The 12,052-nt window shown below is 57.5% G+C and carries 10 protein-coding genes and 3 pseudogenes; 7 read left to right on the top strand and 6 right to left on the bottom strand.

Annotated features, from left to right (window positions below; all coding sequences use genetic code 11):
* The first annotated feature begins 277 nt into the window (after positions 1-277).
* From KUV52_RS07365 to KUV52_RS07375, 3 genes are read left to right on the top strand one after another with little or no spacing between them, the layout of a single operon-like run.
* Positions 278-913, top strand: a complete 636-nt coding sequence (locus KUV52_RS07365) for a class I SAM-dependent methyltransferase (RefSeq protein ID WP_222525293.1) — start codon at positions 278-280, stop codon at positions 911-913.
* A 33-nt stretch (positions 914-946) separates the two neighbouring features.
* Positions 947-1,465, top strand: coding sequence for a Der GTPase-activating protein YihI (gene yihI / locus KUV52_RS07370; RefSeq protein WP_222525294.1), 519 nt, complete (start codon positions 947-949; stop codon positions 1,463-1,465).
* A gap of 2 nt (positions 1,466-1,467) precedes the next feature.
* Positions 1,468-1,905, top strand: a complete 438-nt coding sequence (locus KUV52_RS07375; RefSeq protein WP_222525295.1) for a DUF2489 domain-containing protein — start codon at positions 1,468-1,470, stop codon at positions 1,903-1,905.
* A 3-nt stretch (positions 1,906-1,908) separates the two neighbouring features.
* On the opposite strand, the gene KUV52_RS07380 is transcribed toward KUV52_RS07375, so the two are convergent.
* On the bottom strand, positions 1,909-2,232 hold the full coding sequence (locus tag KUV52_RS07380) for a hypothetical protein (RefSeq protein WP_222525296.1): 324 nt from the start codon (positions 2,230-2,232) through the stop codon (positions 1,909-1,911).
* Positions 2,233-2,317: 85 nt separating this feature from the next.
* On the opposite strand from KUV52_RS07380, the gene hemN reads away from it, so the two are divergent.
* A complete protein-coding gene (gene hemN / locus KUV52_RS07385) occupies positions 2,318-3,721 on the top strand; it encodes an oxygen-independent coproporphyrinogen III oxidase (RefSeq protein WP_261389915.1) in 1,404 nt (467 codons plus the stop codon).
* Positions 3,722-3,768: 47 nt separating this feature from the next.
* On the opposite strand, the gene add is transcribed toward hemN, so the two are convergent.
* Positions 3,769-4,776: an adenosine deaminase gene (add, locus tag KUV52_RS07390; RefSeq protein ID WP_222525297.1), complete on the bottom strand. Its 1,008-nt coding sequence runs from the start codon at positions 4,774-4,776 to the stop codon at positions 3,769-3,771.
* Between the two features lie 124 nt (positions 4,777-4,900).
* On the opposite strand from add, the gene KUV52_RS07395 reads away from it, so the two are divergent.
* From KUV52_RS07395 to KUV52_RS07405, 3 genes are read left to right on the top strand one after another with little or no spacing between them, the layout of a single operon-like run.
* Complete coding sequence (locus KUV52_RS07395; protein WP_222525298.1) at positions 4,901-6,628, top strand: DUF885 domain-containing protein; 1,728 nt, start codon at positions 4,901-4,903, stop codon at positions 6,626-6,628.
* Between the two features lie 53 nt (positions 6,629-6,681).
* On the top strand, positions 6,682-6,990 hold the full coding sequence (locus KUV52_RS07400; protein WP_222525299.1) for a DUF1244 domain-containing protein: 309 nt from the start codon (positions 6,682-6,684) through the stop codon (positions 6,988-6,990).
* Positions 6,987-7,940 (top strand): alpha/beta fold hydrolase, encoded by a 954-nt coding sequence (locus KUV52_RS07405; RefSeq protein WP_222525300.1) that lies wholly within the window; start codon positions 6,987-6,989, stop codon positions 7,938-7,940. Before KUV52_RS07400 ends, KUV52_RS07405 begins: the two co-directional genes overlap by 4 nt.
* On the opposite strand, the gene KUV52_RS07410 is transcribed toward KUV52_RS07405, so the two are convergent.
* The 4 genes and pseudogenes from KUV52_RS07410 to KUV52_RS19015 form a co-directional block, all read right to left on the bottom strand.
* Positions 7,852-10,356 (bottom strand): EAL domain-containing protein, encoded by a 2,505-nt coding sequence (locus KUV52_RS07410; protein WP_222525301.1) that lies wholly within the window; start codon positions 10,354-10,356, stop codon positions 7,852-7,854. The two genes, KUV52_RS07405 and KUV52_RS07410, sit on opposite strands and share 89 nt — an antisense overlap.
* Before the next feature lie 126 nt (positions 10,357-10,482).
* Positions 10,483-10,602 (bottom strand): annotated as a pseudogene (locus KUV52_RS07415) (NAD(P)/FAD-dependent oxidoreductase); the annotation flags it as partial.
* Positions 10,603-10,644: 42 nt separating this feature from the next.
* A pseudogene (locus tag KUV52_RS07420) lies at positions 10,645-10,899 on the bottom strand (transposase); the annotation flags it as partial.
* 968 nt (positions 10,900-11,867) lie between these two features.
* Positions 11,868-12,002: pseudogene (locus KUV52_RS19015) on the bottom strand (transposase); the annotation flags it as partial.
* Positions 12,003-12,052 lie beyond the last annotated feature (50 nt).

Below are 12,052 nucleotides of genomic sequence, written 5' to 3' on the forward strand. Positions count from 1 at the left end.
GTGGTCGTTAGGATGACGACTGACTACTGTGTTACGGATAACAACACAGGAAAGAAAATAAAGGTCCGGAGTGACCACAAACAAGAACTGCACGCATGGAAGCAGGCAATAATAAGACGGAAATCAGACCGGGAAGTCTCATCGCAGGTAGGGAATGCCTGGTTAAAGAATAGGGGAGTGTCTAAGACACCCTTATAAGGCGGCAGAGTAATCTGCCGCCTTTTTTATCATCATTTTGCATATAATGGCCCCCATCGACGTCCAGACAGGAAACTCCATGCTCTGCCCCCTGTGCCAGCACCCCGACCCCGGCCATTATCACCAGGACAAGCGACGCCACTATTTCCAATGCCAACGCTGCAGCCTGGTGTTTGCGGATCCTGCTGCGCTGCTGCCGGCCCATGCAGAGAAGGATCAGTACGACAAACACAATAATGACCCGGGCGATCCCGGATATCGTCGCTTTCTGTCCCGAGTGGCTGAGCCGCTGCAAGCCAGACTTCCATCGGGCTCAGAGGGCCTGGATTTCGGGTGTGGCCCAGGCCCGACCCTGTCGTTGATGATGTCTGAAGCGGGCTATCCTACCGGAGTCTACGATCCCTATTTCGCACCGGACCGCACACCACTGCGTCGCCAGTACGACTTCATCACCTGCACCGAGGCGATTGAGCACTTCTACCGACCGGCCCGTGAGTGGCACCTGCTGGTGACGCTGCTGAAGCCCGGCGGCTGGTTGGGACTGATGACCAAGCTGGTGCGTGGCCCTCAGGCGTTTGCCCAATGGCATTACAAAAACGACCCCACTCACGTCAGCTTCTTCAGCCAGGCCACCTTCGAGTACCTGGCCAAACGTGATGGTCTGCGCCTGGAGTTCATCGGCGCCGACGTTATTCTGCTGCAAAAACCGGCATAATCTGATATAAACCCGCCCCCGATTGGAGGCTCTATGACCCGAATTAAGAAATCCCGCAAAGTGAACAACAATGGCCCGGCCCGCCCCCCCCGGGAAAAGGCCAGCGCCCGTGCCAAGCACACCGGCAAGAAAGTTGGTAAAGGACAGACCAGCGGCAGCCGCCACAGCCAAAGCAAAGAGGCTCTGGCTCGCCAGGAGGCTGCTACCAAAGATCCTCGCCTGGGCAGCAAGACTCCCATTGCGCTCTTTGTGGACGCCACTGCCCCTGCTAAAGCGGCACCTAAGGCATTGGCCCCGGATGTTGAGCTGGCGAAGCTGGAAGCGGATCCGCGCCTCAATAACCTGCTGGAGCGAACCGAGTCTGGCGAAACCCTGAAACCGAAAGATCAGGCGTGGCTGGATGCAACCCTGGACCGCATTGCGGACCTGATGCATCAGCTGGGTCTGGATGTCGACGACGAAGGGTACGAAGAGGAGCCGGAGTCTGACGAACCGGATCTGCTCAGTCGCTTTGAACAGGGCGCCGACCTGCTGGATCAATACAAGGAGTAATCATGCCGACATGGATGGTGGCCGTTGCCACCGGGATCATTCTCGCCCTGGCAAGCTACGCCGCCTATCTGTTGTGGCAACTCCGCCAGCAACGCCAGAGTCAGGCCAAAGCGAAAGCGGAACGCCGGGCGACTCTGGTGGAGCACATCCAGCTGATCGCCAAAGCCTGTCAGCAACAGCAGTGCGAGCCGTCCGAGGCCGCTCTGCGCCTGGTGAATCTGCTCCGGGCCCTGCCGGACGCTGAGATGGACGCCCTGCGTCAACAGTACCCGGTGCTCCACGAGCTTTACGACAAAGTGGCTGACCAGCCCATTCTTGAAGCGCGCAAAGCGCTGAAACGCAACGAGCGGATGAAGCTGGATATGGAGCGGGCGCACTGGGAATCCCGCCTGGGGCCAAAACTGGACCCGGAACTGCTGGCGCTGTCCCAGATCCAGTAACGGTCAGCGCGGGCACTCCGGTAGAGCCAGCTCGCGCGACTCGTACAGCGCCTTCAGCGCTTTTTGCTCCTTGGTGCAGGCGTCCAGTGCCTGTTGCGACGCCCTCGCCACGGAGTCCCACCCCTTATCCTGGTACTTGTCCACGTCCATCCTGTGTAATCCCGCCAGTGACTCAACCCGGCACCAGCGATGGTTCAACTCACTCTCCGTTGCCTGCTGCCAATAACTGAGCGGCTGCGCCTTTTTACCTATCTCACACACCTTTGCCTGTGCATTGGCCACAACCAGTCCACTCAATGCCACCGCTGTCACAACTCTCCCTAGCATTAACAACACCTCCTTCGCAATTCTGTTGCCACATTGGTCAAATTTGGGGCCATGATCAATGGCGAGTTCGGACAAAAGGTGCATAATGCGGACATTCCGATCCCAAGGAGACGCTTTCGTGCAGGATAAAATCAGCTGGAATCAGGCCCTGATTGAGAAATACAACTACTCAGGACCCCGATACACTTCATACCCCACCGCCATCGAGTTCCATAAAGATTTTTCCGATGCCGATCTGCGCCAGGCGATTACTGGCTCCGATAAGCGGGATCTCTCGCTCTACATCCACGTCCCCTTCTGCCACAAGCTTTGCTACTACTGCGGCTGCAACAAGATCATCACCCGCCATCCGCACAAGGCAGACCAATACCTGGATTACCTGGAGCGTGAAATTAAGAACCGGGCGCCCCTGTTCCAGGATTACACCGTTACCCAGATGCACTGGGGCGGCGGTACTCCCACCTTCCTCAACAACGACCAGATCCGCCGCCTGACCGGCCTGTTGAAGGAACACTTCAACTTTGCTGACGAAGGTGAGTTCTCCATCGAGATCGATCCCCGCGAAATCGAGCTGGAAACCGTGGATGTACTGAAAGAGGTGGGCTTCAACCGCATCTCTGTGGGCGTTCAGGACTTCAACAAAGAGGTTCAGAAGGCGGTAAACCGTGAGCAGGATGAGCAGTTCATCTTTGACCTGATCAAGTACGCTCGCGAACAGGGCTTTGAGTCCACCAACGTGGATTTGATCTACGGCCTGCCGCACCAGACTCCGGAAACCTTCGTGAAGACCCTGGAGCGCATCAAGGATCTGAGCCCGGATCGTCTGAGCATCTTCAACTACGCGCACCTGCCGCACCGTTTTGCCGCGCAGCGTAAGATCCACGAAGAGGATCTGCCGAGCCCGCAGCAGAAACTGAAGATCCTGGAAACCAGCATCAACACGCTGACCGACGAAGGCTACCAGTTCATCGGTATGGACCACTTCGCCAAGCCGGATGACGAGTTGGCCAAGCTGCAACGCGCTGGCAAGCTGCACCGTAACTTCCAGGGCTACACCACTCAGCCCGACGCGGATCTGCTGGGCCTGGGCGCTTCTGCCATCTCCAGCATCGGTAACGCCTACGCTCAGAACCAGGTGGCGCTGAAAGACTACTACGATGCCATCGATGCCGAAGGCCATGCCCTGGTGAAGGGCTGCTCTCTGGAGCGTGACGACTTTATCCGCCGTGCCGTGATCAAGCAGCTGATCTGTCACTTCGAAATGGATAAGCGCGTCATTGAGGAGGAGTGGGACATCAACTTCGACGAGTACTTCGCCGAAGATCTTAAACTGCTGACCCCCTTCGTCGAGGACGAGCTGGTGGAGCTGGATGGCACCATCATTCGCGTCACCTCTCAGGGCAACCTGCTGATCCGCAACATCTGCATGTGCTTCGACCGCTACCTGCGTGAGAAAGCTCGCCAGCAGCAGTTCAGCCGCGTTATCTGACGTCTGAGCCTCTAACAAAAAGCCGCCCCGATGGGCGGCTTTTTTGATCAGCGTGCGCGACCGGCTTTTCGAGCCCGCAACGCTTCTCGCTCTGACTCGCTGAGAAACGCCAGTTCAAGGCCGTTGAGCTGGATCTGACGCAGCTGGCTCTCACTCAGGCCGATGCGCTCTCGGGCCATCCGGTACTCAAAGGGCACCGAGTTGGCCGATACGCCCGGGTCATCGGTGTTCAGACACACCTTAATGCCCGCTTCCACAAACTGGCGGATGGGATGTACGTCATAGTCTGCCACGGAGTTGGCGTGCACATTTGAAGTGGGGCAGGACTCAATGCCGATGCCCCGTTCCGCCAGGAACGCCATCAGGCGAGGGTCCTGGGTCGCCGTTGTGGCATGACCCAGACGGGTGGCGCCCAACTCCTGTACCGCCTGCCAGATGCTGCTTGGCGGTCCCGGCTCGCCGGCATGAATGGTCACGTTCAGCCCGGCATCCCGGACCCGTTTAAAGTGGTCAACAAACAGCGTACCCGGAAAACCCTCTTCGTCCCCCGCCAGGTCACAGGCGACAAAGTGGTCCCGCTGGCTGAGGATGGCATCCAGCTCACGATGGCAGGCCTCCTGGCCATCCCCGCGACACAAGATCCCGATCAGGTTCACTTTGACTCCGGTGGCGCGGGCCGCACTCTGCACCCCATCGATCACCGCTTCCACCACACCCTCCTGAGGCAGGCCATGCGGCCCGGCCATATAGGCGGGAGAGAAACGCAGCTCAGCGTAGTCCACCCCCTCCAGCGCCAGGTCTTCCACGTTTTCGCGCGCGACCCGATGCACGGCATTCAGGTCACCCAGAACCGCCACCTGGTAATCCAGCTTAGCCAGCAGCGCCTCAACGGAAGGGCAGCGGTCGATCACCTGAAGGTAGGGTCGCAACGCAGCCAGGGTGTTGGCAGGAAGGGGGATATTAAAGTGACGGCCGAGGTCCAGCACGGTTTCGGGACGAACACTGCCGTCCAGGTGTCGATGCAGATCAGTCAGCACCAGAGTGGGATCAGTCATGGGTACAGTTCTATTTTTATCGCTCCGTTACTCCCTCCCAATTGGACTAACGGATCCGTTACAATGGCGCAACCCCGCTCCCAGGGGTCGGTGCACAAGGATATAGAAAACAAGGAAAAAAACGATGAAAAAGTGCCTGGGTATGGCGCTGTTGCTGCTCGCGGGCTGCGCCTCAACCCCCACCCCGACCGATGAACTGAATCAATTGATGGACGCCACCTGGCAACAGCAACTGGAAGCGTATCCCAGCCTGGCACACCGATACGGCGACGCCGACGCGGCAGGTCGTCTGGCCGATACTTCCCCGCAATTCCTGGCCAGTCAGCATCAGGCTTATCTCGACCTGCTGGCGCGCGCCAACGCGCTTCAGAGCGACGAATTGTCAGCCGAACAACAGGTGGATCTGGCCATCCTGCTGGGGATTCTTAATAACCAGGTCGACAGCTACCGCTTCAAAGAGCACCTGGTTCCCATCTCTTCCGAGGGTGGCTTTCACGCCTACATCGCCAGCTTTGCCCGCAACGCCCGGTTGACCGACGAGCAGGCGATCGAGCACTACCTCAGCCGCCTTCAGGCCCTGCCCGTTTACTTTGACCAGCAGATCGCCTGGATGCGACAGGGGATGGCAGAGGGGATCACCGTACCCCAGGTGGTGCTGCCCGGCTTTGAGGACAGCATCCTTGCCTTTATTCCGGACACCCCTGAGCAGAGCCTCTACTACCGCCCCCTGGACGCTCTGGGTGAAGCGCATGCCGACGCCAAGAAGCAGGGTCTGACTCTGGTGCAGGAGCAGGTGATTCCGGCTTATCAGGCCTTCTACGACTTCTTTATCAACGAGTATCAACCGGCAGCCCGCCAGACCATCGCCGCCAGCGAACTGCCCGATGGCCGAGACTACTATGAGAACCGGGTTCGTCACTTCACGACTTTGGGTATGACCGCCGACGAGGTGCATCAGTTGGGGCTGGAAGAGGTAGCCCGGATCCGTGCCGAGATGGAGCAGGTGATCCTTGAGCTGGGTTTCGAGGGCAGCTTTGCGGAGTTCCTCGATTTCCTGCGTACCGACCCGCGTTTCTACGCGCAGACGCCGGATGAACTGCTGCGCTACGCCGCCTTTCTCTCCAAGCAGGCGGACGCCATGCTGCCGCGCTTCTTTAAAACCTTGCCGCGCACCCCTTACGGCATCAAAGAAGTACCCGCCGAAATCGCGCCCAAATACACCACCGGGCGCTACTCCGGCTCCAGCAATGACGACCAGCCCGGCTACTACTGGGTCAACACCTACGCTCTGGATAAGCGCCCGTTGTACGAGATGGAGGCCCTGACTCTGCATGAAGCGGTTCCCGGTCACCATCTGCAGATCGCCCTGAGCCAGGAGCAGGACGTCCATCTGCTGCGTCGCAACCACTACATCAGCGCCTTTGGCGAAGGGTGGGGCCTGTACGCAGAGAAACTCGGCCTTGAAGGCGGCTTTTACCAGGACCCCTACAGCAACTTTGGCCGCCTCACCTACGAGATGTGGCGCGCCTGTCGCCTGGTGGTGGACACCGGCATGCACGCCAAAGGCTGGAGCCGGGATCAGGCACTCGCTTTCCTGGCTGACAATACGGCGCTCTCCCTACACAACGTCCAAACCGAGATCGACCGCTACATCTCCTGGCCCGGTCAGGCAGTGTCTTACAAGGTGGGAGAGCTGACGCTGTGGCGGCTGCGCAACAAGGCGGAAGCCGAATTGGGCGATCAGTTTGATGTTCGTGCCTTCCACGATCAGGTTCTCGGCGGTGGCTCCATGCCCCTCGCCGAACTGGAGCGTCAGTTGGACGCCTGGATCGCCACCCAGCGCCAGGGGTAAACTCCGTCCATGATCCGCGGGGCCTATGGCCCCGCTCAATGTAGGGAGCCCTTATGGATAAGCACACTGAAACCGAAGTGCAGGCCGCTGTTCTGCGCCGTCTGCTCAGTCACCTGGACAGCCACAAGGAGGTTCAGAATATCGACCTGATGATCCTCGCTGACTTCTGTCGCAACTGTCTAGCCAAGTGGTATATGGCGGAAGCGAAAGAGCGGGGTGTCGACGTGGATTATGATGCCGCGCGAGAAGCGATCTACGGCATGCCCTACAGCGAATGGAAAGCCAAGCACCAGATGGATGCAACGCCTGAGCAGATGGCCGCATTTGAGGCCCGTCAGGCAGCCAAGAAAGCCAACTCATGAGCGTTGCGAGCCTCATCTGGCAACAGGCGGAGCAGGGCAGTTTCGCCGGGGTGGATGGCGTGCCTATCCACTACGCCGTGCTTCGTCACCCTCAAGAGCGGGGCGCCATCGCGCTCTGTACTGGCCGGGTTGAAACCTATCTGAAATACCATGAGCTGGTTGATGATCTCTACGGCATGGGTTTCACACTCTACCTGTGGGATCACCGGGGACAGGGGCTGTCCGGCCGCATGCTCGCAAACCCTCAGGTCGGCCATGTGGCCCGCTTCGACGATTACGTGGCGGACATGCATGAGCTTTACCAGACCCTGATCGCCCCGGCGGGCCACCGCCACCTGGCGCTGCTGGGACACTCCATGGGCGGGGCTATCGCCACCACCTATCTGCAGCGCTATCCCGATCACTTCCAGGCTGCCGTGCTGTCCGCACCGATGTACGGCATTCTTCTGCCTGCCCCCAAGGCACTGCTTCAGCCCCTGGTTGCACTGATGGCGACCTTTGCCCCAGGACGTTATGTCCCCGGTGGCAATGACTACGATCCGGTTCGGTTTGAGGAGAATGAGTTGACCGGCGATGCCCGCCGATACGCGGAGTTCCGGGCACTATACGAAGCCTGGCCCGGCGTAAAACTGGGGGATCCCAGCCTGGGGTGGCTGGCACAGGCTCTGAAGCAGATCGATAAGCTGACCAGGATGACGGTCTCCGTCCCCATTCTTGTCCTGCAGGCGGGGGACGACAACATCGTGGATAACGAGGCTCAGCAAGCGTTCTGTGAACGCCAGCCACATCATCAGTTGCTGACGTACCAAGGCGCCCGACACGAGATTCTGATTGAGCAGGACCCTATCCGCTCCGCCGCCATCAATGCGGCAGAGCAGTGGTGGGTTCGCCATGGTGCTGCTGCATCTTCAACCGTTTCAGCAGCGAGTCCAGTGGCCGCGGAGCGCTGAACAGGTACCCCTGGAAGCGCTGCGCGCCCTGACCCAGCAGGATATCGTAGCAGGCTTCCTCATCCACACCGTGAGCACTCCAGGGCAGGCCCAGGGTTCGGACAACCTGAACCTGAGCACGAAGCAGGGCCTGAGCCTGGGGCTTAGCCAGTGAACCAAAGTGGCGGCAATCCAGTTTCACCTCAGTCAAGGGCAGAGCCAGCAACTGAGCCGGTGCCATCAGGCCACTGCTCAGATCATCCAGCACCAACTCAACGCCGCTATCCACCAACTCAGCCAATACCACCAGTTCGTCCTCGGTACAGCCCAGCAACTCCCGCTCACACACTTCGATCGCCAGCGCACGACGGCCGATGCCGTGCCGCTCCAACTCCTCCTTCAGGCGCGCCACAAACCCTCTGGCCATGATCTGGCGCAGAGAGAAGTTCAGGCTCATCCGGTCGATGCCATGACGACGCAACGAAGCCAGATCCCGACAGGCCTGCTCCAACTGCAACTCAGTCAGACGGTCACTGAGGCCATACCGGGCAAGGGTTGGCAGAAACTCTTCAGGCAGGATCTCCCCCCGCTCGGGGTGATGCCAACGCAGCAGCGCCTCTACGGTGAGGATCTCCCGGTTGCTGTCCATGATCGGCTGATAGTGCAAACGCAGTTGGTTGTTTTCCAGGGCATGATGCAGGCTGTCCCGAAGCCACAGCAGGTGGCGCGCATCCTGGTGCAGACCAGGATGGTATATCCGGGTACTGCTGCGCTCCTGCTCCTTGGCGTTAAACACCGCCAGCTCTGCTTGCGCCAATACCGTGTTGGTATCCTGTCCGGGGCCGGGAATAAAGTGACAGATCCCGATGGTGGCCCCCATGCGAAGCGGCGTACCTTCGACAATCCAAGGCTTGGCCAAGCCCTTATGGAGCCGCTCTCCGAGCAGCTCAGCCTGCTCTGACAGACTCAGGCCCGGACGCCCGGCAACCAGAATGGCAAACTCATCCCCCTCCAGCCGAAGCATCGCAGTGGCTTCTGGCACCAGCTTATTCAGCCGACGCTCCACTTGCTCCAGCAGGCGATCCCCGGCTTGATGACCATGAACGTCATTGACCACCTTGAAGTCATCCAGGTCGAGATAAAGCAGCAGTGCCCCATCCGATTCCACGTCGGCAGTCATCACCATCGGACCCAGGCGATGCAGGAGTGCCGGGCGGTTCAGGCCGGAAGCGTGATTTTCTCCGCTCAGTCCCAGTTGCGGCTGGCCCTGATCGTTGGTGACGTCGGTATGAGTCCCGATCATTCGGCGGGGCCGCCCATCCCGGTCCCAATCCACCATCATCGCCTTATCCAGCACCCAGATGTAGTGACCATCCCGGTGGCATAAGCGGTGCAGGTTTTCGAATTCTCCGGTGGTGCCGTCAATGTAATCCTGCAGCTGCTTCAGCACCCGCCCGCGATCTTCCGGGTGAAGGCGCTGCTCCCAGGCATCGAAACTGGAGACCAGCTCATCATCGCGATACCCCAGCATCGCTTTCCAGTGGTGGGAGAGGAAAACCGTATTGGTGTCCAGCCGCCAGTCCCATACCCCAAGCTTTAACCCCTCAACGGCATAGAGCCAACGCTGCTCACTGGCCACCAACTGGGCATAACTTTCCCTCAGGCGATGGTTGCTCTGGGTCATTTTGTGACTGAGTGTCGCCAACTCAGCGATGCGAAACTCCGTGGGTAACCTGAGCTCCGGCTCTCCAAGCCGGGGCAGCTGTCGGGACAACGCCTGCAGGGGGCCCGCTAAGAATCGATACCCCAGCAGCAACATGCTGGCCGCCAGCAACAGCGCGAGGGCCCACAGCCAGGAGAGACGATCCACAAACTGCTGCTGTGTGATGGTATTAAGAGGGGTGAGATCCTGCTCCAGGTAAAGCAGACGGGGGATCAACTGGGGCTTGAGCTGCACCAGCGGGTAATAGATCTGAAGGCTGCCACGAAGCGGATCCTGATGGAACTGAGCCCGTCCCTCCAGCAACGCCTTACCGGCCAACTCGCTCTGGTATCCATCCAGCAATAGGGTGGCTTGTCCACCACGCCAGATCATCTGGCTGCCCAGATAAACGCGTTGGTCACGGTCCACGATGGCAGCCGAGAGCAGATTACTGTCATGAGTCCACTGCAGCATGATCTGCTCAGCCACTTCTGCGGTGCGGCTGGTGCCGGCGGTCACCAGCAACTGCTCAAGTTGTTGGGCGCGCTGTTTCAACAGGTGGCGCTGTGCATCCTGAAGATGGCTTCGCATCATGTCCCGTCCCAGGACAAAATCCACCCCCACCAAAGTCACGACATACAGCAGCAGTGCCACTGCCATCACCAGCAGCAACGGCCAGCGAGGTCGGGGTAGGCGAGCCAACAGCGACCGGGACGAGGGCAAAGAGGGTGTCACGGCCTGACTTCCTTGTTAGGGTTCCAACCCCTAGCATACCGGTCCCCCACCCTCGATCAAAGAGGCGGAAAAGTGAACGCAATTACCTGTCAATTTGCCTTGGATTCATGGAGATGTGTGCGAGTGTCAGGCGTTCTGGCCCGCCACATAGCCGCTGCTCCAGGCCCACTGGAAGTTAAATCCACCAAGCCATCCGGTGACATCCATCACCTCACCGACAAAGAACAGGCCGGGAACCGATTTGCAATACAGTCGGCGCCAGCGTTGAATCACTTCTGTGGTGTCTCATTGTTCGGCTTGCTCTGGCTCAATACACAGCACCACATGAGTGTGATTACTCATTACCGCAAAGGCGCACACACTGATGGCAAACACCTCTGCCAGTTGCAGCAAGCGCTCTTCAACCCACTGGCGACGATGCTCGTAACTCTTGCCACTGTAGGGGTCTTGCCCACATAGAAAGCTGCGCCTGACGCAGCGACTGACACAGTGGTAGTAGCATGTGTCCTGCAAACTGACCTGTTGGCTTCTGGCCTTCGGCATCTCCCTGTCCTCAAGCACGCTCCCTGTTCAGTAAGCCTAAGAGCCATAGCAATTAGCCGCTGTTAAATTTCATAAAACCAACTAAATTACTGGTGTCTTATTAGCTTTTATTAGCCTTATAGCCCTTATTAGCGATGAAATATCTGAATTTAGATAATCGTGCGTTTTAGGGGCCTTGTTCACATATCAACCAAGAAGACTGGATTAACTATATAAATGCTGCCCACTTCGTTCTGTGCCCTACCGCATCTAGCTAAAAATACCACTTCCTGGACTTGTTATGTAAATTAAAAGCGGGTGTCCAATTAATCGGTCCACGGGTGTCACATTAGCCCATCATTATTTACATTTTACCAAAATCGACTCCGATCCCCCCTCGTACCGACTTCGCGATTGTTCAATTACTTCATAGTGACCTTTACATTCCACAGGTTTGGGGCTGAAATCTTGAAGCAGTTTCAGTATCCTTTCCAAACTAGGGCTTTCTTTCTCTTCTTGTTCAAAGTCGTATACTTGAAACTGATAATACTTTCCAGGCCCATATAGCTCAACCATAGAAGATTGCCATTCACTCCCAAAATCATAAAACCTGTTTTGGACTGCTACACAGCTACAAATGGAACCTATAGAAGCAGCAATAATGAACTTGCTTTTTATACTAATCATAAAATCTTCTCCTGCCAAAACCATAAACATATGGTGCATAGCTTGTATAACCTACTGCAGTGTAGGCAGCAGCAGGAACTGTTCCTAATAGGCTCCAGGCTTGAAAAGCAGTGTTGTATGCCTCTCCAGCCCAAATTACCATACCTGTTGCATTGTCGTATCCATGAAAACCGAACAACTTAGAAATGTCAGAATTACTGAAGTCATGAACTTTATAAACATCGTTTAAATATCTCGCATATCATATATTTTATTATAAAAAGAATAGCCTTCTTGAGGAGCCTTTTGGGTTAATCTTAACCCCCCCGCCGGTGTTCATAGCTCTTGCCCGTATAATGGTCCTGCCCACACAAAAAGCTTCGGCGCACACAGCAACTGACGCAGTGGTAATAGCAGGAATCCTGCAAACTGACTTGATTTCGATGGGGCTGGGGTATGGAACACTGCGGGGTCAGGGTTGGTCACTAAATAACAGCCTACCCTGGTC

This window comes from Ferrimonas balearica, assembly GCF_019802055.1.
GTDB lineage: Bacteria > Pseudomonadota > Gammaproteobacteria > Enterobacterales > Shewanellaceae > Ferrimonas > Ferrimonas balearica_A.

Excerpts from the sequence above, each read along its gene's own strand:
- yihI (WP_222525294.1), top strand. The coding sequence starts at position 947 with ATGACCCGAATTAAGAAATCCCGCAAAGTGAACAACAATGGCCCGGCC.
- KUV52_RS07380 (WP_222525296.1), bottom strand. The coding sequence starts at position 2,232 with ATGCTAGGGAGAGTTGTGACAGCGGTGGCATTGAGTGGACTGGTTGTG.
- add (WP_222525297.1), bottom strand. The coding sequence starts at position 4,776 with ATGACTGATCCCACTCTGGTGCTGACTGATCTGCATCGACACCTGGAC.
- KUV52_RS07365 (WP_222525293.1), top strand. The coding sequence starts at position 278 with ATGCTCTGCCCCCTGTGCCAGCACCCCGACCCCGGCCATTATCACCAG.
- KUV52_RS07405 (WP_222525300.1), top strand. The coding sequence starts at position 6,987 with ATGAGCGTTGCGAGCCTCATCTGGCAACAGGCGGAGCAGGGCAGTTTC.
- KUV52_RS07400 (WP_222525299.1), top strand. The coding sequence starts at position 6,682 with ATGGATAAGCACACTGAAACCGAAGTGCAGGCCGCTGTTCTGCGCCGT.
- KUV52_RS07375 (WP_222525295.1), top strand. The coding sequence starts at position 1,468 with ATGCCGACATGGATGGTGGCCGTTGCCACCGGGATCATTCTCGCCCTG.
- KUV52_RS07395 (WP_222525298.1), top strand. The coding sequence starts at position 4,901 with ATGAAAAAGTGCCTGGGTATGGCGCTGTTGCTGCTCGCGGGCTGCGCC.
- hemN (WP_261389915.1), top strand. The coding sequence starts at position 2,318 with ATGCGGACATTCCGATCCCAAGGAGACGCTTTCGTGCAGGATAAAATC.